The following is a 21759-nucleotide window of genomic DNA, read 5'->3' on the forward strand; positions in this document are numbered from 1 at the left end:
AGTTATCGGGTTAGCAGCCGCTGCGACGGGAACATCAGTCTGCCGGGATGGCGGGATCGCCCTCCGGGAAGACCGCTGCGCGGCTGCGGTGAATCAGTGGGGCAATAGTGGAGCCCTGAACCACGATGGAGAAGAGTACCACGCCGTAGGTCATCACGATCCACAGGTGGCGCAGGTCGTGGTCGCCGGCAATCACGTGGCCCGCGGGAATCGACATCGCCAGAGCCAGTGCCAGGCCACCGCGCAGCCCGCCCCAGACGAGGATGCGCTCGGTGTAGGGATGGTATTTGCGATGGCGCTTCAGGATCAGGAACGGAATTTTCACCGCCAGGGTGCGGGCCAGCAGCACCACCACGATGGCCACCGCAATCAACACGAAGTCGATCGGCTGCAGGTTGATGGTGATCAGGAACAGACCCACCAGCAGGAACAGGATGCCGTTGAGGAATTCCTCGGTAATGGTCCAGAAGTGATCCAGCTCGTGCTGGCTCACCCGTGAGAAGCCACGCTCGCGGGTGTAGTTGCCGATGATGATGCCGGAGACCACCATCGCCAGTGCACCGGAAACCCCGAGTATGTTGGCAGTGGCAAAGCCCGCGGTGGGGATCACCAGGGTCAGCAGCAGTTCCAGGCTGTGGTCGTTGGTGGAGCAGATCAGCCAGTGGAACAGTGCGCCGATTGCCAGACCGAGGGCGATACCACCCAGCGCCTCAACCATGAACAAGTGGCTGATGGCGGGCAGCGTCGGTTCGGTGCCATCGAAGGCCAGCGCGTAGATCACTGCGAATACCACGATGCCGAAGCCATCGTTGAACAGTGACTCCCCTTCCACCTGAATGGAAATCTGCTCCGGCGCCTTCATGCTCTTGATGATCGCCAGCACCGCAATGGGGTCCGTGGGGGAGATAAGCGCGCCGAACAGCAGGCAGTACACCAGTTCCACCGGCATGCCGATAAAACCGAAGAAGTAATACATCATGTAGCCGACCGCGAAGGTGGAAATCAGGGTGCCGAAAATGGCGAGCAAGGTGATTTCCACTTTCTGGTTGCGCAGCATCAACAGGTCGATGTGCAAACTGCCGGCGAACAGCAGGAAGCCGAGCATGCCTTTGAGCAGCAGGTCTTCGAGATTCAGCAGCGGCAGCAGTTGTGCCGCCCAATCCCGCAGCTCGACGATCTCCAGTTTGCCGAGGCCGATGACGATCAGTGACAGCGCCAGCGAGCCCGCGGTGATGGCGATGGTAGTCTGGGTGCGCAGTACATATTGATTGAGGAAACCGAGAAACACGGAGACAGCAGCGAGAAAGCAAAAAGTGTAATAGACGTCCATGTGGGCGCGGGGTCTCCGGTGCGATGCGGGGGATTACCTCTAACTGTAGGAGCCCGCGGGAGGGCTCCTACAAAAAGCGGGGTTGAGCGCGCGCCAACTCGATGAGTAAATCTATCCGATAGAAATTACTCGGTGAGCGTGCCGTTGTTGTAGTCGCGCACGGCCTGTTCGATTTCTTCGCGGGTGTTCATGACGAAGGGACCGTAGTGCGCTACCGGCTCGTTGAGCGGTCTGCCGTGCAGTACCAGCATCCCTGCGCCCTGTTCCGGTGCGTCTTCAGGCGCGCGCAATTGTAATGATTCACCGCTGCCAAACAACACAAGATTGCCGCGATTTACCACGCCGCGACCGGTATCCAGTGCGCCGCGATAGATGTACACCAGCACCGAGTGTTCCGGCGATATACCCAGGTCGATTTGCGCGCCGGCCGCCAGGCGAATATCCGCCACTGCGGCCTCTGCGGCCGCATCCAGCAGTGGGCCATTCTCGGGTTGTCCATGCACCTGCCACTGACCGGCAAGTATGCGCAGCAGCGAGCCGCGCTCATCCAGTGGCACCTCGCGCACCTGTTCCGGCTGGATATCCCGCCATCCGGGCTTGCTCATCTTGTCCTGTGCGGCCATGTTGATCCACAGTTGGAAACCGTGCATGCCGCCCGCCCCCGGATCTTTGGATTGCGAAGGCATTTCCGAGTGGATGATGCCGCGCCCGGCGCGCATCCACTGGGCGCCACCCTGGGCGATTGCACCGCGATTGCCAAGGTGGTCGCGGTGCTCGAACTCGCCGCTCAGCATATAGGTCAGGGTCTCGATGCCCCGGTGCGGGTGCGGCGGAAAACCGGCGATATAGTCGTCGGGATTTTCCGAGCGAATTTCATCGATCATCAGGAAGGGGCTGAAATCCTGGAACTGGAAGCCCGCAACCCGGTGAATCTTCACTCCGGCACCATCGGCGGATGGTTGACCCGCCACTACCCGCGCCGCGCGGCGGACAGCGGCGCCTGAAACGCTGTTCTGTGTGAATTTATCCATGGTCCTGCTCCTCTGTTTCCGGCAGTATAGGCCGATAAAATCGCCAGAAAATGGCAAATAATCGCAACTAATATTCGAATGGCTCGACAGGTCATTTGGGCGCGCGGCATCACAAAACAGAAGCAGAAACAGCAACAGACAAAGGACAGTCTATGGCGAAGGTAACGCTGGAACAGTGGCGTATGTTTCAGGCAGTGGTGGAACACGGCGGTTTTTCCCAGGCAGCGGACGCGGTACACAAGAGCCAGTCTTCTATCAATCACGCGGTGCACAAGTTACAGGAGAGTCTCGGAATTCCCCTGCTCGAAGTGCGCGGGCGCAAGGCGGAACTCACCGAAGCCGGGCGCGTGCTACTGAACCGCGCCAGCGGTTTGCTGGATGAAGCGGAAGCACTGGAGGCGGTGGCCGATAGTCTCGCCGCCGGCACCGAGGCGCGCCTGCGCCTGGCGGTGGATGTCCTGTTCGATTACGAGGCGCTGCTCAATGCGGTGGAGCGCTTCGCCGGCGAATTCCCCCACACCCGCCTGGAGATCAGAGAGACGGTGCTTTCCGGCGCCGAGGAACTGCTGCTGCAGCAGGAAGTGGATTTCATCCTGTCGGCGCGCGTGCCCCAGGGCTTTGTCGGCGAGCCGGTCTCAAGGGTGAAGTTCGTGCCAGTCGCGCACCCAAACCACCCCCTGCACCAGCTGGGGCGTCCAGTGAACCGCGAGGATCTGAAAACCGCGCGGCAGATCGTGATGCGCGATTCCGCACTGAAAAATCGCCAGGATGCGGGTTGGCTCGGCTCCGACCAGCGCATCACCGTGACCAATGTGCACACCTCCATCGAACTGATTGAGCGCGGGCTGGGCTTCGCCTGGCTGCCACAGACGCGCATACGCGATTCCCTGTCTGCCGACCGGCTGCTGCCGCTGCGCACCGAGGAGCCCTGGGAGCGGGATGTCACCGTCTACCTGATTTACGCTGACAAGGATCGCGCAGGTCCCGCGGCCTGCCTGCTGTTGCGGGCGCTGCGCGAGGGGCTGCCACCGTTTGAATAGCGAGTTTTCGAAGTTGCGGTTGCGCAACAGATTGGCAGGCGGGAGGGCGTGATGCGCAACAATAGCGGTGACATCAACTGGGGAATCATCGGTTGCGGCAATGTCACCGAGGTCAAGAGCGGCCCCGCCTTCAGCAAGGTGCCCGGCTCGCGCCTATACGCGGTGATGCGCCGGGACAGGGAAAAACTGATCGACTACGCCCGGCGCCACTCGGTGCCGAAATACTATGAGTCGGCCGAAGCGCTGATTCACGACCCCGAGGTGGACGCGGTGTATATCGCCACGCCGCCGGGCAGCCATCGGCAGTATGCATTGCAGGTCGCCAGCGCCAACAAGCACTGCTGCATCGAAAAGCCGATGGCGCTGAATGCCAGCGAGTGCCGGGAAATCCTCGACGCCTTTGCCGGCAAATCCGCACAGCTGTTCGTGGCCTACTATCGTCGCTCCCTGCCCCGCTTTAACCAGGTGAAGGCATGGCTGGATGCCGGAAAGATCGGTGCGGTTCGCCACGTAAGTTGGGGTTATTCCCGCCCGCCTTCGGAGCGCGCTTTATCTGGGGAGTATGACTGGCACACCGATCCGCAGATTTCCGGTGGCGGCCATTTTGTCGACCTGGCCTGTCACGGACTGGACCTGTTCATCTATCTGCTTGGGGACATCTCCGCTGCCAAGGGCATTGCCACCAACCAGCAGGGATTGTATCCGGCAGAGGATGCAGTGGCGGCCTGTTGGATTTTCGACAGCGGCATCACCGGCTCGGGACACTGGAACTTCGGGGCGGGCGCCAGCTGCGACGATGTCATCATTACTGGCAGCGCCGGCAGTATTCATTTCTCGGTGTTTGGGTCTGGCCCGTTTGTCCTCGAGACGGCGGCGGGCGTCGAGCGTGCCGACATCAGCAATCCGGAAAATATCCAGTATTTCCATATCGAGAATATGATCCAGCACCTGCGCGGCAATCTCCGTCACCCTTCGCTCGGTCAGGACGGGCAAAAAGCCTCGTGGGTCATGGACCAGATACTGTCGGGATATTACCCGCCGACCACCGCAATCTGATCTCACAGGCCACTGCCGCAGCATCCGCTGCCAAGCGGCGCACGGCCGAATTCCTTAATTGCCTTCCGATCGATAAATTCGTCCATTCTGGACGAATTTATGCGGTTTTAGTTTCGAAAACCCGAACTACACTGAACAGCGTTGTCACTCCATACACTTTCCGCAACGGAAATCACTTGAGGATTCAGCAATGAACAACGGAGTTCTGTGTGATTTTGGCAAGCTTCTCGCGCGCATTCTGATGTCGGTGATGTTTATCGTCGCCGGTTACAGCAAGATCGGTGCCTACGCCGGCACCCAGGAATACATGGCATCCGCCGGCCTGCCGGGAATCCTGCTGCCACTGGTGATCCTGCTGGAGTTCGGTGGGGGCCTGGCGATTCTGTTCGGCTTCTGGACCCGCTGGGTGGCGCTGGCCCTGGCCGCCTTCTGTATCGCCAGCGCCTGGCTGTTCCACAATGTCCCCGGCGATCAGATGCAACAGATCATGTTCATGAAAAACGTCACCATCGCCGGTGGCTTCCTGCTTCTCGCCTGCACCGGTGCCGGCCGCTTCAGCTTTGACCACGCCATGGCCAGGGTGAAAAACCGATGAAACATGCTCGCGGCTATGACGGTAAGGGAGCGCGAACATGGGACTGCTGGTAAACGGCGAGTGGAAGGACCGCTGGTACGACACGGACAAATCCGGCGGTGAGTTCGAGCGCGAGGCCGCCCAGCTTCGCAACTGGATCACCGCCGACGGCAACGCCGGCCCCAGTGGCGAGGGCGGTTTTGTGGCGGAAAAAGACCGCTACCACCTCTACGTGTCCCTCGCCTGCCCCTGGGCGCATCGCACCCTGATCTTTCGCAGGTTGAAAAGGCTTGAGGATTATATCGGTGTGTCGGTAGTGAGCCCTTACATGCTGGAACACGGCTGGACCTTCAATCGCGACGAGGGCAGCAGCGGCGATGACCTCTACCGCAGCGAATACCTGCACCAGATTTACACCCGCCACCGCGCGGACTACTCCGGCCGCGTCACCGTGCCGGTGCTGTGGGACAAGGAGCGCGAGTGTATCGTCAGCAATGAGTCGGCGGAGATTATCCGCATGTTCAATTCTGCATTCGACGGACTCACTGGGGACGAGCAGGATTTTTATCCACAGGATCTGTGCGGCGATATCGATGTCACTAACGAGCTGGTCTACCAGAATGTGAATAACGGCGTGTACCGCGCCGGTTTTGCTACCAGCAAATCCGCTTACGAGGCGGCGTACCACCGGTTGTTCGAGGTGCTCGAACAACTGGAAAGGCGCCTTCAGCAGAACCGTTACCTCACCGGTGCGCGCATCACCGAGGCGGACTGGCGCCTGTTCACCACGCTGATCCGTTTCGATGCCGTGTACCACGGCCACTTCAAGTGCAATAAACAGCGGTTGGCGGATTACCCAAACCTGTGGGGCTTTGTGCGCGAGCTGTACCAGTGGCCGGGGGTGGCGGAGACGGTGGATTTCCACCACATCAAGACCCACTACTATGCGAGTCACCGGAACATCAATCCCACCGGCATTGTGCCGGTGGGGCCTGAACTGGATTACGCCGCACCCCACGGTCGCGGCTGAATATTTGAGGCTCTCAGCCTGAGGAAAAGCCATGAAGCTGTTCTATTCCCCCGGCGCCTGCTCCCTCTCCCCGCATATCGTTGCCTGTGAGGCGGGCATCGAGCTCGAGCTGTGCAAGGTCGACCTGCAGACCAAGCAGACCGAAAGCGGCGGCGACTACACCCAGGTCAACCCCAAAGGCTATGTGCCGGCACTGCAGCTGGAAGGCGGTGAAGTGCTGACGGAGGGGCCCGCCATAGTGCAGTTTCTGGCGGAGCAGAAACCGGATGCGCAACTGGCGCCGGAATACGGCACCCTGGATCACTACCGGGTACTGGAGTGGTTGAACTACATCTCCACCGAGGTGCACAAGACCTTTGTCCCGCTGTTCTGGAATGGTTCCGACGGGGAAAAAGAGCGCGCGAAAATCCGGTTGGGCAATCGCTTCCAGTTTGTGGAAGAGCGCTTGGCCGGCGACTACCTGATGGGCAGTGAATTCTGTATTGCCGACGCCTACCTGTTCACCGTGTACAGCTGGTGTGACACGGTGGGTGTGGATACCGGCAACTGGCCGAAGCTCAAGGCCTTTGCCGAGCGCATGGCGGCGCGCCCGGGAGTGCAAAAAGCCCTGAAAGAAGAGGGGTTACTCTGAACGCGGTTCAGCGCCGCTGTTCGATCTCGATTGGCTGCCATGCCCTGGCCACAAACAGCGCCATGCACAGCGCGGCGGCCGCGCAGCAAAGCATGCCGCCGGCTATGGGAACCAGGGTTCCGGTGTGGATGCCGTTCACCAGGCCGCCGAGCAGTCCCCCGGAAATAAACAGCGAGGCGCCATAGAGTGCATTCGCGGTACCGCTGATCTTGGGGAAGAACTCCAGGTAACAGGCGGCGGAGTTGGGGGCGATAATCCCGATACTGCCCATGGCCATCACCAGCGGCGCCATCCACGCCAGCAGCGGCTGGCTATTGCCGAAATACAGTGTGCTCGCCAGCAACAGCCCGCAGGCGAGCGTCAGCAGCATCATCCCCGCCAGCAGTATCTGCCGCGGCTCGAACACCCTCAGCAGCCGGATATTCAGTTGCATCATTACGGCGAGTCCCAGCACGCAACTGCCGAACATCAGGGGGAATTGCGAGGAGGACACGCCAAAGCGTTCCATAAATACGAAAGGTGCGGTGGTGATGTAGATGAACATACAGCCGCTCACCAGCGCCTGCCCGAACAGGAAACCCAGTGCCCGCGGGCAGCGGAAGATCTGGGCGTAATTGCGAAACAGTGTGGTGCGGGACTCGCGCTGGCGGCGCGCGCGGCGGAACTTCGACACTGTCTCCGGCAGTATCCCGCGCACCAGCACGATCATTGCCACCGCATACACCAGCAGGAAAATGAAGATTGCGTGCCAGTCGCCAAAACGCAGCAGCGTGGCGCCGATTACCGGGGCCACCATCGGCGCGATCAGCATCATGGTGGCGATCATCGACATGATCCGCGCCGCGTCGCGCCCGTGGTACAGGTCGCGCACGATGGCACCGCAGATCACCGTGGCAAAGCCGCCCCCCACCGCCTGGCAGAAGCGCAGTGCCACCAGCATCTCGGCGCTGTTGGTGAACAGGATCATGGTGGTGCTGGCGATAAACATCGCCAGACCAATGGTGCCAATCAGGATGCGCCCGAGGCGGTCCGACAGCGGCCCGCCGAATATCTGGCCCACCGCAAACCCCAGCAGGTAACTGGATACCGAGTGCTGTATCAGCGCCACCTCGACCCCGAGCGCCTCGGCCATGGCGGGAATCGCCGGTAGGTAGGTGTCGATGGCAAAGGGCGTCAACGCCACCAGCGCGGCGAGACAGGGCGCGAGCCAGCGCGGTGGTTGGCCGTTGGCATCGAAGAAATTCGGGGGCATAACTACTCGGATAAAATCTGCGGGTGAACGCGCCCGCGCTGTGGAAAGCTTAGTCGGCGTGGTGCGGGAACTGGATAGCGCCGGCATCTTAGCTGGCGACGGCTATGGGTTCCAGAACGGTGAAGAAGTTTTAGCCGGGCCGGCGTTACTGCGTCGGATCGAACAGCAGTTCGTCTCCAAGATAAAGACTCTGCCAGCGGGACGGTCGCAGGCCGAATTGGCCACTGCCAAGCCGGGTCTTTAGATCTGCAAAGGATTCATCGGTATCGCGGTTGTTTCCGCCAATGGAGACCCAGCCTTTGGGTCCGGAGGAGTAAGCGGTAATGCTCAGCCAGTGGCGGTCACCATTGCCGCTCTCGTTGTGGCGAAACAGCAAGTACTCCGGACTTCCATCGCTGTCCAGATCCTGTACCAGCCAGAGACAGGAGTGCCGCTCTTCGCCACAGGATCGCGCCTCTAGTTCGAGCACGGCACGGTCTGGCGGCGGTGCACCTTCGGGCAGCACAGCGATCTGGCGCAAATCCTGCTCCCGGGCCTGCGCTTGCAGCGGGTTTTCGCGCAGTTTCCGGATGCCTTCGGTTTTTCCCTTCAGTTCCTGCACATAAGCCGTGAGCTCGTCGTTTTGCCGTACTTGCGGCAAGTTCTCCAGCGTCTGTAACGCCTCGCGCCCCGGTCGTCCCAGTTTCTGCCGCAGGAAAAAGAAATCGAAATCCGCCAGCTCTGTGCGCCCGTCCTGCAGGCGCGCCAGTTGGCTGTCCGCGCTGATGCGCCAGAAATTCACCAGCGGCGACTGGGTAATCAGGCACACCGCCAGTACCCACAGCGCCGGCCCGGTATTGATCCGCCGCAACCACTCCGCCCAGTGTTCTCCCCGGCGCAGGATCGACAGGCTGTAGCTGGTGGCCAGCAGCGCCAGGGTCAGCGCCACCACAAATCCCCACAATCGCTCCGGGGTCCAGCCGTACTGGGCTATCCGCAACCACAGGCCGTAGAGCGCGAACACCGTGTAAAACGGTGCCACAAGCAGCGCCAGCAGCAAAAGCCGGTTGATCCACTTGGGATAGCGCGCAAACGGGAAGTCATCCTGGATCACACCGTTGGTAAAAAACAGCAGCAGTGCCACCAACCATAGCAGCAGCGCACTGCCGTGCCCGGTATCCCAGATGGGTTGCAGGCCGGTAAATGGCAGGGTGGCGAGGAACACAATGGTGAGCACCGCCAGCAGTGGCAGCAGCGCCACCAGCATGGTGCGCAGCAGCCGCTTCAGGGTCAGTACAAAACTCTGCTGGGAACGAAACAGAATCGCACCGCAGCCAGCCACCAGCCAGGTCACCGGGTAAAAGAACCAGTCCTTCCAGAACAGGTCGCTGAAAAACGGGATGCCCACCAGCTTGAACAGCGCCTGCCACAGGAACAGGATGAGCCAGAAAATGGTGGTAAACACCAGGGTGAGGCCGACGGTGAGGGCGTTGTCCCAAGAGAAGTGAAACAGGGCGGAATACTGCGGCTTCTGTAGTCGCTCCACGCCGGTAGCACAGGCGCGCAGCAGGAAGGCGACGATAAAGGTGGCAATGATGATCGTCGGCACGAATTCAAGGGGAGGACCGCAAGGCACCAGTTCAGCAGGTGTGCACTGGTAGCCGCGGTAACCGGCGAGCAGCGCCAGCAACACCGCGTAGCCTGCAATCACCCACCAGTAGCCCCGCGCCAGGCGCGGGGCGATGGTGACGATCACCAGCGGCGGAATGGTGATGGCGAGGGTGTAACAGAGGTACTGCCACACCGGCGACCAGGTGTCGACAGCGGCGAAAAACTTGAGTGCGTAAAGCGCAAGCCCCTGGATCAGGGCTGCGGTGAGAATCAGGCGCCTCTCGGTGGCACCGAGACTCTCGGCGTCAGAGAAATTTTCCGGCTGTTCGTCGCTGCTTCCCTGCATATCGCGCCTTGATCAGTGTTTTTCCTCGCGAAGGTTGTACAGCCCCTTCTTCAGTTTTAGCAGGTGCTCCTGCAGCTGCGGTCCCTTGCGCTGTGCCACGCCGATGGCGAGGACGTCGATCACCACCAGATGCGCGATGCGCGAGGACAGCGGCGTGTACAGCTCGATGTCCTCTTCCACGTCCACCTCCAGTGGAATGGTGGACTTTCGGGTCACAGGCGAGCCGCTGGGGCCCAGGCCGATCACCGTGGCGCCCTGGGCCTTGGCCATTTCCATGGAGCGCAGCAGCGAGGAAGTGCGTCCGCTCTGGGAGATGGCCACCACCACGTCGCCCGGCTCCATGCCCATGGCGGACATGCTCTGCATGTGGTGGTCTGAGTGGGCCGCGGCGGCAAGTTGCAGGCGGAAGAATTTGTGTTTGGCGTCGGCGGCTACGGCACCTGAGGCGCCGAAACCGAAGAATTCGACGCGTTTGGCAGCGGCGATGGCGGTGATGGCCGCCTCCAGAGCGCGGTTGTCGATCTTGTCGCGCACGTTCAGCAGGGTATCGACGGTGGAGTCGAACACCTTGCGCTTGTACTCGGCGATGGTATCGGTCTCGGTGACCGCGATCTGGCCGAAGCTGGGGCTGGAGGCCAGCTGCTGGGCGAGGTTGAGCTTGAATTCCTGGAATCCGGAGCAGCCCACGGCGCGGCAGAAGCGCACGACCGTCGGTTCACTCACCTGGGCTTCGGTGGCCAGGTCGACGATGCGCATATGAATGATTTCGCCGGGGTTGGCGAGGATATACTCCGCAACCTTGCGCTCAGATTTGCGCATGGAGCTCAGCTGTTCGCTGATTTTCTGCGTGACTTCCGCTGGCTTCACGACATTACCTTCTCTGGTTCAAGTCGTGCAGTTTAGCGGCATGGCGGGATGCTGGCGAGCGCTGATGGACGTTGTAGGAGGCGCAGTGGCGGGCTTGCTACCGGGTTTGCCTTTGCGGGACACGAGCTAGGCGCCCCCCCTCAACCCATCCCTGGGGGCTCGGCTGCGGCCATCCAGGCCGCAGACGGTCTCGCAAAGCCGTACCCGGCATCAGGCCCCTCGCATCCGGGTTCAGTTGGTCATCAAAAACCTGTTCATATAAACAGGTTCCTTTTCTTTCCTCTGATACAATCGCCGCCCATGGACGTATCTGAACTTTTAGACCCCCTGAACGACGCCCAGCGCGAGGCCGTAGCCGCGCCGCCGGGTAACCAACTGGTTCTCGCCGGTGCCGGCTCGGGCAAGACCCGCGTGCTGGTGCACCGCATCGCCTGGCTGATGATGGTCGAGGGCGCATCGCCCTACTCCATCATGGCGGTGACATTTACCAACAAGGCCGCGCGCGAGATGCGCGGGCGCATCGAGGAGCTGCTGGGGGTAAACACCTTCGGTATGTGGGTGGGCACCTTCCACGGGCTAGCCCACCGCCTGCTGCGCACTCACTGGCAGGAAGCCAAACTGCCGCAGAATTTCCAGATTCTCGACAGCGACGACCAGCTGCGCCTGATCAAGCGGGTGCAGAACGAGCTGGGGCTCGATGATAAGAAGTGGGCTCCGCGGGAGACCCAGTGGTGGATCGGTGCACAGAAAGACGAAGGCCTGCGCCCCCAGTACATCCAGCTGAGTGGCGACCCCTGGCTGCAGACCATGGTGCGTATCTACGCCGCCTACGAAGAGGCCTGCCAGCGCGCCGGTCTCGTCGACTTTGGCGAGCTGCTGCTGCGCGCCCACGAATTGCTGCTGAATAACGACGGCATTCTCGCCCACTACCGCCGCCGCTTTCCTTACATCCTGGTCGACGAGTTTCAGGACACCAATACGATCCAGTACGCCTGGCTGCGCCTGCTGGCCGGCGACGAGTGCCATATCACCGCCGTTGGTGACGACGACCAGTCCATCTACGGTTGGCGCGGCGCCAAGATCGAAAACATCCAGCACTTCGAGCTGGACCGCAAAGCGGTGCAGACGGTACGCCTGGAACAGAACTACCGCTCCACCAGCACCATCCTCAACGCCGCCAACGCGGTCATTGCCCACAACACCGGCCGCCTCGGCAAGGAGTTGTGGACCGAGGGCGAGAAAGGCGAGCCCATCGCGCTCTACTCTGCGTACAACGAGCAGGACGAGGCGCGCTTTATCGTCGAGCGTATCCGCGACTGGGTGCGCGACGGCAACCGCCGCGACAGCGTCGCCATCCTGTACCGCTCCAACGCCCAGTCACGGGTGCTGGAAGAAGGTTTGCTGCGGGAACAGGTGCCCTACCGCATTTACGGCGGCCAGCGCTTCTACGAGCGCCTGGAGATCAAGAACGCGCTCGCTTACATGCGCCTGCTCACCAACCGTCATGACGACACCGCGTTCGAGCGGGTGGTAAACACCCCGACCCGCGGCATCGGCGCGCGCACCGTGGATATGGTGCGCGAGTTCGCGCGCGAGCATGGCAGTTCCATGTGGGCGGCGGCGGAGAAGATGCTGCAGCAGAAAGTGCTGGCGGCCCGCGCCGGCAGTTCGCTGGCGGGCTTCCTCAGTCTGATCGATGCGCTGGAAGAAGAGAGCATCGACAAGACCCTCGACCATATCGCCGAGATGGCCATCGAACAGACCGGTTTGATGGATTTCCACAGCAAGGAAAAAGGCGAGAAAGGCCAGACCCGGGTGGAGAACTTGCAGGAGCTGGTCAGCGCCTGCCGCGCCTTCGATGGTGCGCCCCAGGCCACCGACGCCGACGGCGAAGTGGTGGAGGAAGAGGAAGTGCCGCTGCTGAACCAGTTCCTCGACAGTGCGGCACTGGACGCCGGCGAGGGCCAGGCGGACGAGTTCGAGGACGCGGTGCAGCTAATGACGCTGCACTCGGCCAAGGGCCTGGAATTCCCGCTGGTATTCATGGCCGGGGTGGAAGAAAACTTGTTCCCGCACAAGATGTCCGCGCAGGAGCCCGGACGCATGGAGGAAGAGCGCCGCCTCTGCTACGTGGGCATCACCCGCGCCATGCAGAAGCTGTACATCACCTACGCCGAGTGCCGCCGTTTGTTCGGCAGCGAGACCTACAACAAACCGTCGCGGTTTGTGAACGAAATCCCGGTGGAGTACATCCACGAGGTGCGCCTCAAGACCGAGGTTTCCAAGCCTCTGTTCCAGCCGAACTACGGCAAGTTCGGCGGCGGTATCAATCCGTACTCTGACGCCGCCCCGGACTTCGACGACGACCTGCCGCCGCTGGCGCTGGGTGGTCGCGTGGACCACGCCAAGTTCGGCGAAGGTACCGTGGTGCAGTTCGAAGGCAGCGGCCCGCGCGCGCGGGTACAGGTCAATTTCGATGATGCCGGCGCCAAGTGGCTGGTGGTCTCCATGGCCAAATTGCAACCTCTTTAATGCCCAGTGTCATCCCGACGCAGGCCGGGATCCAGTAATCTACAGGACTGGCAGTAACGATAAAGACCCTGCCAGTCCCACTGGATCCCGGATCAAGTCCGGGATGACGTAACAAAACCAACAATAAAAATTCAAACGGACATGAAAAAAATAAACTGGTATCCGCCCGTCATTCTCGGCCTGCTCGCCCTGCTGGTGCTCACCTTCGGCGCACTCGTCGTTTCCCGTTCCGATCAGGAACAGAAGGTCACAACGCTTGAAAATACCGGCCAGCAGACCTTCGAGTGGAAACTCGTCACCACATGGCCAAAAAATTTCCCCGGCCTCGGTAGCGCGCCGGAGCGCTTCGCGAAAAAAATCGACCAGATGTCCAACGGCCGCCTGAAGATCAAGGTTTACGGCGCTGGCGAGCTGGTACCGGCCATGGGTGTGTTCGGCGCGGTTTCCGATGGCGCCGCCCAGGTGGGCCACGGCGCGGCCTATTACTGGAAGGGCAAGATTCCCGCAGCGCAGTTTTTTACCGCAGTGCCCTTCGGGCTCAACGCGCAGGAAATGAATGGCTGGCTGCACTACGGCGGCGGCCTGCAGTTGTGGGAGGAGCTCTACGCGCCGTTCAACCTGATCCCCATGGCTGGCGGCTCCACCGGTGTGCAGATGGCAGGCTGGTTCAACCGCGAGATCAATTCCGTCGAGGACCTGAAAGGCCTCAAGATGCGCATCCCCGGCCTCGGCGGTGAAGTGCTGAACCGCGCCGGTGGCACTGCCGTGACCATCCCCGGCGGCGAGCTGTACACCGCCCTGCAGACCGGCGTGATAGACGCCACCGAATGGGTAGGCCCCTACAACGATCTCGCCTTCGGCTTCCACCAGATCGCCAAATACTATTACTACCCCGGTTGGCACGAGCCCGGTTCGATCCTAGAGATCATCATCAACAAGACCGCGTTCGAAAAACTGCCGAAGGACCTGCAGGCCATCGTGCGCACCGCCGCCCGCGACGCCAACCAGGACATGCTCGACGAGTACACCGCACGCAACAATCGCGCGCTGAAAGAGCTGGTCGGCGAGCACGGGGTGGAGCTGCGCAAACTGCCAGACGATGTCATCGCCCACCTGAAAACCATCAACGACCAGATCATGCAGGAAACCGCGGCGAAAGATCCGCAATTTGCGCGTATCTACCAGGCCTTTCAGGACTTTGAATCCCAGGTCATCCCCTACCACCGGATCAGTGAAGAGGCGTATTACAAAACCCGGGATCACTAATCCGAAGGCCAGTCACCAGGAATTGCCACTTTTTGCATAAAAATTAGGAAAAAAATCCGGCCAGCGGGGCTTAACCGGAATGCCTCGCTGGTGCTCGCCGCTCTGCAGAATTTCCCCCGGGGCAGACTGCGCATACCGCTTATTTATTGGGCGATTTTGGTGTCATAATGCCGGCCTGCTCCATCCCCTATTCAGTTGAAGACCGTGAAACCCCCAAAACGCCTGCAGCCCCTCGTCGATGACGGATTGATCGATGAAGTTATCAGCCGCCTGATGAGTGGCAAAGAAGCCGACATTTTCATTGTCCGCTGTGGTGACCATATCCGCTGTGCCAAGGTCTATAAAGATGCGATCAAACGCAGCTTCAAAAAGGCAGCCCAGTACCAGGAGGGCAGGAAAGTGCGCAGCGGACGCCAGGCGAGGGCCATGGAAAAGCGTTCCAACTACGGCCGCAAACAACAGGAAGAGATTTGGCAAAATGCCGAGATCGACGCCCTGTCCCGGCTGAGTCGCGCCGGTGTGCGCGTACCGGAAACCTACGGTTGTGTCGATGGTGTACTGCTGATGGAACTGGTCACCGACGAGGCGGGCGATGTCGCCCCGCGGCTCGGCGAAGTGATCATGTCGCAAGAGCAGGCGCTCGAAGATCACGCGCTGATGATGCACTACATTACGCTCATGCTTTGCGCGGGCATTGTGCACGGCGACCTGTCCGAATTTAACGTGCTGGTGGATGATTACGGCCCGGTGATTATCGACCTGCCGCAGGCTATTAATGCCGCCGCCAACAACAGCGCGCGGGAAATGTTTGCCCGCGATGTGAACAACATGCGTCGCTACTATGGTGAATTTGCCCCCGAGCTACTGCACACGCAGTACGCCAAGGAAATTTGGGCGCTGTACGCCGAAGGTAATTTGACGCCGGATACTGTGCTCAGCGGCGAGTTTGAAGACGACAGCGACAGTGCCGATGTAGACGGCGTGCTGGAAGAAATCAAAGCCGTGATGCGCGAGGAGCAGGAGCGGCAGCAGCGCATCCTTGAAGCGGAATATGAATAGCCTTCTGCCAAACCGATTGCTTCAATCTGCCGCGATTAAATCCACCCCGCCGGGGGTTTAAACCAGGATATTTTTGATTGTGACCAGAACATAATTGGTTGCAGCTTTTTTACCGTCATTTGGATTAATTAATGTCGAACCGCAAATTTTTTTACAAAGGCCGCCAGGATCCGCGGGAAAACCATGTCAAATTCGGTTTTGCAACCAAGGCCTCCGCGAAATCCGGCAGCAAGAAATATCCGCTGCCACTGGTAGTGACCAGTGAAGAGCGCAAACGGGAAGTGGAAGCACTGGTGGCCGACGCACAGTTATACGCAGAGGTCAGTATTGATAGCCGTGAGGGCGCAGTTGAATCCATTGCGGAACTGACGGCCCTGCTCAACAAAAAGGGTACGGTCAAACTCGACAAGATTCCCGAGCGCAATGAGCCCTGCAGCTGCGGCAGTGGTAAAAAATACAAAAAGTGCTGTGGGCTGGGTGACTGATTAGACGGACTTAAAGCTATCAAGCCGTTCCGGGATCGGACACTTATGCAAGCAAAAAGCGGGGCCAGCGGGCCCCGTTTTTTTTGACCAGATAGTGATTCGTTTTGGTGCAAGTCAGGCATCCGAATGCACCATGCATCGCGCGAAAACAGTGCCCTACCTCCCTAATATGACAGTTGTGCGCTTTGTAAAGGTGCGGTGACAAACTGTGACAATCAATCAGTAACTCCTGACGTCTGCGGTTAATTAGCATCGGGCGGCCTTTGCTGTTGTTGTGGTTTTGTAACAGCGAAAAACAAATAAAAAATAAACTCTCAGGAGTGACCATGAAAATAAAAACGCTGAGCAGCGCAATAGCTGCCGCGTTGTACAGTCTTGGGGCCATGCACAGCGTTCACGCTGCAGGTCAGGAAAAGGTGGTGCTCAAAACTCTGGATTTGAGCCAGCCGGTTTACCAGGAATACAAAGCGCAATATCAGAAAAACCAGGTGCTGGAAAACAACGGGGCCAATATCCAGCTCCAGAATGCCAGTACCAACCAGAAATTTTTTCGCGAAGAAGGCCTCACCGGCACGCACAAATATTTCGTGCGCCTGAAAGACCTGCCTGCGGCCGTATACGACGGTGGCGTTGAAGGTCTGGCCAGCACCAAGGACCTGCTGAAAAGCGGCGCCAAAGCGCGCGGCAATCAAACCCTGAATGCCTACACCAGCCACCTGCAGTCCAAGCAGCAGGCCCTGGTGAGCCAGGCCGCCGGCAAAGGCGTTAACCTGCAGGTTCTGGAAAGCTTCCAGGTAGCCTTGAACGCGGTGACTGCAGAGCTGACCCAGGATGAAGCGGAAGCGCTGTCCGAGCTGCCGAATGTTGCCGGCGTCGAGCGCGTGCGCATCTATGAACTGCTGACCGACGTCGGTCCGGAATTTGTCGGTGCTGGTGCTGCCTGGAACGGCGACAGCCGTATTGGCGGCAAGTACATGGGTGAAGGTATTGTTGCGGGTATCCTGGATACCGGCGTCAACACCGACCACCCCTCTTTCGCCGCCACCGGCGACGATGGCTACACCGTACAGAACCCGCTGGGTGAAGGTGTGTACCTGCACGACTGTGCGGTAGATGGACAAGAAGAGCTGTGTAACAGCAAGCTCATCGGTATCTGGTCTCATGCAACGATTACCGATACTTTCCGCGGTCCTGAAGTCTGTCGCCGCGGCATTTGTACCCCGGGTGATATGCTGCGTCCGGCATACGGCGAAGACTACAACGGCCACGGTTCCCACACTGCGAGTACCGTTGCCGGTAACGTAATCAACAATGCGCCCTACTCGCTGCCGCAGCTGGCCGAGGTCAGCGACGGTCTCGATACCGGCTTCGATTTCGACAAGATTTCCGGTGTTGCACCGCACGCCAACATCATTTCCTACCAGGTCTGTTACCCGGAAGCCGGCTGTCCCGGCGATGCGCTGGTAGCCGGTATTGAACAGGCGATCCAGGACGGCGTAGACGTCATCAACTACTCCATCAGTGGTGGTGTGGATCCCTGGAACTCCGCCACCGAGCTGGCATTCCTCGCCGCGCGCGAAGCGGGTATCAGTGTTGCCGCCTCCGCCGGTAACGCAGGCCCCACCCTGCAGACCGTCAACCACACCTCGCCGTGGCTGACCAGCGTGGCCGCGACTACCCACAGCCGTGAAATGGCGGTGGAAACCGCTGTCAGCTACGCCGGCTTTATCGACCCCGCCGCCGGCAGCGAAGTGCCCAAGTGGTCCGAGACCGGACTGGTGGGCGGCTCCCTGAACTCGGAAGAAGTCACCGGTGTGGTGGTCTGGGCCAAGGATTACGCGGATGCCGCTGGCGTCAAAGACGGCAACGGCTACTGTGCGACCGAGTACGCGCCGGGCACGTTCGACTTCTACAAAGACGGCGTCACCCCGATTGCCGATCCGGCTACCGGTGCCACCGCCGCCGATGGCGGTGTCAACGTCTTCGTCGTCTGCCAGCGCCACTCGGCCACCGATCCCAACGCCAACGCGCGTACCGCGAAGGTCGCGAACATCAAGGCGGGCGGTGCCGACGGTTTCATCATGTACAACCGCGATCTCGACCAGGGCACCGTTGCCGAGGTCTACGAGCTGCCGTCCGTGCACTTCACCAACCAGCAGTGGAACGGTGTTTACCCGGACGACGGCCTGGAAGACTGGGTCGACCACTCCACCCAGCGCGGCCACATGATCACCCTGAAGCCGGCAACCGTTGCGCGCCGTATCGATCCGGCCGCGGCCGATCAGATGGCAGAGTTCTCCTCGCGCGGGCCTTCCGTGATCCCGGAAAACCGCGAAGTGATGTCCCCGAGCATCTCCGCGCCGGGTGTGGAGATCTACGCGGCCTATGCCGATGAACACCCGTTCAGTTCCGCCGCTTCCGGCGACTATGCGACCCTGCAGGGTACTTCCATGTCCGCGCCCCACGTCACCGGTGCCCTGGCGCTGATGACCCAGGCTCACCCGGACTGGACCCCGGCGGAAATCCAGTCTGCGCTGCAGCTGACTGCCGTGGCGGAAGTGTGGGATCCCGCGCGCAACGAAAAAGCCAGCACCTGGGCCACCGGCTCCGGACGTCTGGATGTGGCCGCGGCGCTCGACGCCCAGCTGATCATGGATGTACCGGTTGAACAGTACCTCGAAGCCAACCCGGCCAACGGTGGCAACGCAGGTGGACTGAACACCCCGTACATGATCGACATGAACTGCCGCCTGAGCTGTACCTGGATCCGTACCGTGGAAGCTACGGTCGATGGAACCTGGAACATCTCCAGCAAAACCGGCGAGGCCAGTGTGAAGCTGAGCGCAACCCCGGCCACCTTCAGCCTGAAAGCGGGCGAGAAGCAGACCGTGGTAGTGACCGGCAGCTGGGTCGACTCCCAGAGCATCCACGACGTGCCTTACGGCCTCAGCGTGTTTGGCGAAGTACTGGTTGAAAACGCCGCTACCCCGGGTGAAACCGTGGCGCGCATGCCGGTGGAAATGAACCTGGCGCAGGGCGACCTGCCCACCGACATCAACATCACCGCGCACCGCGACCAGGACAAGTACACCCTGTCCGGGGTTGAGGTGAAGGATGCCCCGCAGCTCACCGGCCGCGTGTTCTCCAAGGTGGCGCCCGCCATCGAGACCATCGAGGTCAACCAGCGTGCCACCGGCAACGGTACCAACCTGTTCGAATACACCAGCGATGTTGAAGACCCGACAGTGCATGTGAGCTGGGTTTCCGTACCGGAAAACGCCGTGCGCCTGATCGCGGAAGTGCTGGAAAACCTGCACAGCGATGAGACCCGCGCGAGCAACCGCTATGGCCAGCTGGGTCTGTATGTGGGTGTCGACCTGAACGGCGACGGTATTCCGCAGTACGACACCGAAGCCGTGTGTAAGTCCGTGCTCGCCAGTGGCGATGGCAAGGACTGGTGCAACATCAACTACCCGCAGGCGGGCAACTACTGGGTCGTGTGGCAGAACCACGCCACGTACAGCGGCGACTTTGTGGATGACTTCAAGGTTGCCACCGGTGTGGTCACCACCGAGCAGGACAGCGACCTGAGCTTGTCTCTGCCGTCCAGCGCGGAAGTGGGTGAAGCGTTCGACCTGAGCATCAACTGGCAGGATCTGGGCCTGGCCAAGGGCGAGTTCTTCTACAGTGCCTTCGACCTCGGCAGCAGCCCGACCAATGCTGGCAACCTGGGTATGGTGCCGTTCAAGATCACCCGCAGCGACAACGATGTGGATATCGAGACCAGCAAGACTCGTGCCCGCGTTGGTGATGTGGTCGACGTGACCGTCAAGGTGCAGCCGAACCTGTCCGGTTATGACCGCAGCTTCGAGCTGGCGAGTGTTCTGCCGGAAGGCCTGACCCTGGTGAGTGGCTCTGTGTCCGCCAGCCGCAGTGAATACCTCGGCGGCGTAGTGGAAACCGAAAATGGTTTCACCGTCACCGGTGCTCAGCTGAGCTCTGTGGACTGGAAACCGGAGTACGTCATCACCAACTCTCTGGAAGACAGCATGTGTCGTACCCCAGATGTGGGCCTCGGCGACGGCTATATCGACCTGAAGCGGGCCGGTATCTACCCGAGTGACTACTTCGGTGAGAACTACACCGACGGCGCAATCCCGTTCCCGTTCGAGTGGGTTTGGCCGGGCTTTGGCGACTACAGCTTCTACATGAACACCGAAGCGCCGTCGCTGCTGACCGACTCCATCTACATCCACCCGAACGGCGCCATCGACCTTAACGGCCTGATGTCCCGCAGCTATGGCTCCAACGCCGCGTTCGCCCCGTATCCCTACACCCTGGGTACCGCGTTCCAGGTAGTCGGCGGTATGTGGTACGGCGCAGCCGGTAGAGTCTTTGGTGCGCTGTACAACCCGAGCGCCGACGACGAGGTTAACTCCGGTACCACCGTGGCCTTTACCGACAACCACCTGATCGTGGAGTGGGACCGCATTGGCCGTATCGATCCGTCCACTAACCCGATGTCGCCGATGGACGACCACTACGATGTGGAGTTCATCCTGAGCCGCGGCTACGACCACAGTGACGGCGCCTACGAGATGTACCTGGCGTACGACAACCTGAACTGGGGCTCCCAGCTCGCCGGTACACTGACCGTTGGTACATATGCCACCGCCGGTGTGCGTGGTCTGAAATCTCCGGCGACCGCGTTCGGTGGTTTCGGTGAAAACGGCGACCTGTCTACCGCCATCGGTAACGGCAACCTGCCGTCGGTGCTGCATGACAACCAGGTGTTCTGCTTCGACTACCGTGGCCCGGAAACCTCAGCGTTTGAAATCACCTTCCAGGTGCGCGCAAACGCCAAGGCTGCCGGTACCGTGCAGACCATCGACGTTGGCAACGCCGTCGACGGACTGGACACCCTGCAGGTAACCGCGGACATCACCGTCCCCGGCAATATCACCCTGGGTGAGATCGCCGACCAGCAGGTGAACGAGGACGAAACGCTTGCGGGTATCACCGTGCTGTACGCGGACGAGGACAACGGTGCGAACGTGATCACTGTAACCGGTGACAACATCAGCGCTGAAATTCACGGTAACGCGTCCGGTTCCACCTTCGACCTGATCCCGGCGGAAAACTTCCACGGCACCACTGAGGTGACGGTAACCGTTGCCGACGCGCTGTTCCCGAACGACGCCGTCTCCACCTCTTTCACCCTGACCGTGGTTTCCGACGGCGTGGATGAGTCTGCGGTTGAGGAAGAAGTCGTGGTTGAAGAGAAACCCAAGAAGAAAAAAGGTGGTTCCATGTTCTACCTGCTGGCCCTGCTTGCAGTGGCTGGCCTGATTCGTCGCCGCAGAATTACTCTGCACTAATAGGTGACGCATGACCTGAGTGTGCAACCGGCTGACGGTTGCCACACTCCACGCTTAAAAAGGGCCGACTTGTCGGCCCTTTTCTTTTTTTCGAAATCCGCTAATTGCCCGCACCAATTTTTTCCTGTTCTTCCCTTACCTCCCTATTGTGTCAAAAAAGGCTGAAAACCAGCGCCGTAACAAACTGTAACAGTTTATCGGTAACTGCCACGGCGCCCGGTTCTTTAGCATCGAGAGGCCTCTGCTGTTTTGGGTTAGTGACAGCAAATTGAAATAAAAAATAATCTCTCGG

Annotated in this window: 15 protein-coding genes; 10 read left to right on the forward strand and 5 right to left on the reverse strand. The window is 60.3% G+C overall.

Annotated features, from left to right (window positions below):
• Window positions 1-34: 34 nt before the first annotated feature.
• Together R5R33_RS09705 and R5R33_RS09710 are read right to left on the reverse strand one after the other, a co-directional pair.
• The gene (locus tag R5R33_RS09705; protein WP_318952499.1) at window positions 35-1330 is read right to left on the reverse strand and encodes a cation:proton antiporter; all 1296 of its coding nucleotides are present in this window, start codon (window positions 1328-1330) and stop codon (window positions 35-37) included.
• A gap of 125 nt (window positions 1331-1455) precedes the next feature.
• The gene (locus R5R33_RS09710) at window positions 1456-2361 is read right to left on the reverse strand and encodes a pirin family protein (protein ID WP_318952500.1); all 906 of its coding nucleotides are present in this window, start codon (window positions 2359-2361) and stop codon (window positions 1456-1458) included.
• Between the two features lie 152 nt (window positions 2362-2513).
• Between R5R33_RS09710 and R5R33_RS09715 the strand changes: the two genes are divergently transcribed.
• The 5 genes from R5R33_RS09715 to gstA all read left to right on the forward strand — a co-directional run bounded on the left by R5R33_RS09715 (window position 2514) and on the right by gstA (window position 6692).
• Complete coding sequence (locus R5R33_RS09715) at window positions 2514-3401, forward strand: LysR family transcriptional regulator (protein WP_318952501.1); 888 nt, start codon at window positions 2514-2516, stop codon at window positions 3399-3401.
• A gap of 51 nt (window positions 3402-3452) precedes the next feature.
• A complete protein-coding gene (locus R5R33_RS09720) occupies window positions 3453-4457 on the forward strand; it encodes a Gfo/Idh/MocA family protein (protein WP_318952502.1) in 1005 nt (334 codons plus the stop codon).
• A gap of 190 nt (window positions 4458-4647) precedes the next feature.
• Complete coding sequence (locus R5R33_RS09725; protein ID WP_318952503.1) at window positions 4648-5052, forward strand: DoxX family protein; 405 nt, start codon at window positions 4648-4650, stop codon at window positions 5050-5052.
• A gap of 37 nt (window positions 5053-5089) precedes the next feature.
• Window positions 5090-6061 (forward strand): glutathione S-transferase family protein, encoded by a 972-nt coding sequence (locus R5R33_RS09730; RefSeq protein ID WP_318952504.1) that lies wholly within the window; start codon window positions 5090-5092, stop codon window positions 6059-6061.
• A 31-nt stretch (window positions 6062-6092) separates the two neighbouring features.
• Window positions 6093-6692: a glutathione transferase GstA gene (gstA, locus tag R5R33_RS09735; protein WP_318952505.1), complete on the forward strand. Its 600-nt coding sequence runs from the start codon at window positions 6093-6095 to the stop codon at window positions 6690-6692.
• A gap of 7 nt (window positions 6693-6699) precedes the next feature.
• On the opposite strand, the gene R5R33_RS09740 is transcribed toward gstA, so the two are convergent.
• The 3 genes from R5R33_RS09740 to hexR all read right to left on the reverse strand — a co-directional run bounded on the left by R5R33_RS09740 (window position 6700) and on the right by hexR (window position 10747).
• A complete protein-coding gene (locus R5R33_RS09740; protein ID WP_318952506.1) occupies window positions 6700-7944 on the reverse strand; it encodes a multidrug effflux MFS transporter in 1245 nt (414 codons plus the stop codon).
• A 145-nt stretch (window positions 7945-8089) separates the two neighbouring features.
• Window positions 8090-9880, reverse strand: a complete 1791-nt coding sequence (locus tag R5R33_RS09745; RefSeq protein ID WP_318952507.1) for a DUF4153 domain-containing protein — start codon at window positions 9878-9880, stop codon at window positions 8090-8092.
• A 12-nt stretch (window positions 9881-9892) separates the two neighbouring features.
• Window positions 9893-10747 carry a transcriptional regulator HexR gene (hexR, locus tag R5R33_RS09750; RefSeq protein ID WP_318952508.1) on the reverse strand — a complete coding sequence of 285 codons (855 nt, stop codon included), beginning with the start codon at window positions 10745-10747 and terminating at the stop codon, window positions 9893-9895.
• A gap of 300 nt (window positions 10748-11047) precedes the next feature.
• Here hexR and uvrD point away from each other — a divergent pair, with 300 nt between their 5' ends.
• The 5 genes from uvrD (at window position 11048) to R5R33_RS09775 (ending at window position 21467) form a co-directional block, all read left to right on the forward strand.
• Window positions 11048-13279, forward strand: a complete 2232-nt coding sequence (gene uvrD / locus R5R33_RS09755) for a DNA helicase II (protein ID WP_318952509.1) — start codon at window positions 11048-11050, stop codon at window positions 13277-13279.
• A gap of 141 nt (window positions 13280-13420) precedes the next feature.
• Entirely contained in the window at window positions 13421-14545 is a 1125-nt protein-coding gene (locus tag R5R33_RS09760; RefSeq protein ID WP_318952510.1) for a TRAP transporter substrate-binding protein, read from the forward strand.
• Between the two features lie 204 nt (window positions 14546-14749).
• Window positions 14750-15604 carry a PA4780 family RIO1-like protein kinase gene (locus R5R33_RS09765; RefSeq protein ID WP_318952511.1) on the forward strand — a complete coding sequence of 285 codons (855 nt, stop codon included), beginning with the start codon at window positions 14750-14752 and terminating at the stop codon, window positions 15602-15604.
• Window positions 15605-15735: 131 nt separating this feature from the next.
• Complete coding sequence (locus R5R33_RS09770) at window positions 15736-16089, forward strand: PBPRA1643 family SWIM/SEC-C metal-binding motif protein (protein WP_318952512.1); 354 nt, start codon at window positions 15736-15738, stop codon at window positions 16087-16089.
• A gap of 326 nt (window positions 16090-16415) precedes the next feature.
• Entirely contained in the window at window positions 16416-21467 is a 5052-nt protein-coding gene (locus R5R33_RS09775) for a S8 family serine peptidase (RefSeq protein ID WP_318952513.1), read from the forward strand.
• Window positions 21468-21759 lie beyond the last annotated feature (292 nt).

Source organism: Microbulbifer pacificus (assembly GCF_033723955.1).
Lineage (GTDB): Bacteria > Pseudomonadota > Gammaproteobacteria > Pseudomonadales > Cellvibrionaceae > Microbulbifer > Microbulbifer pacificus.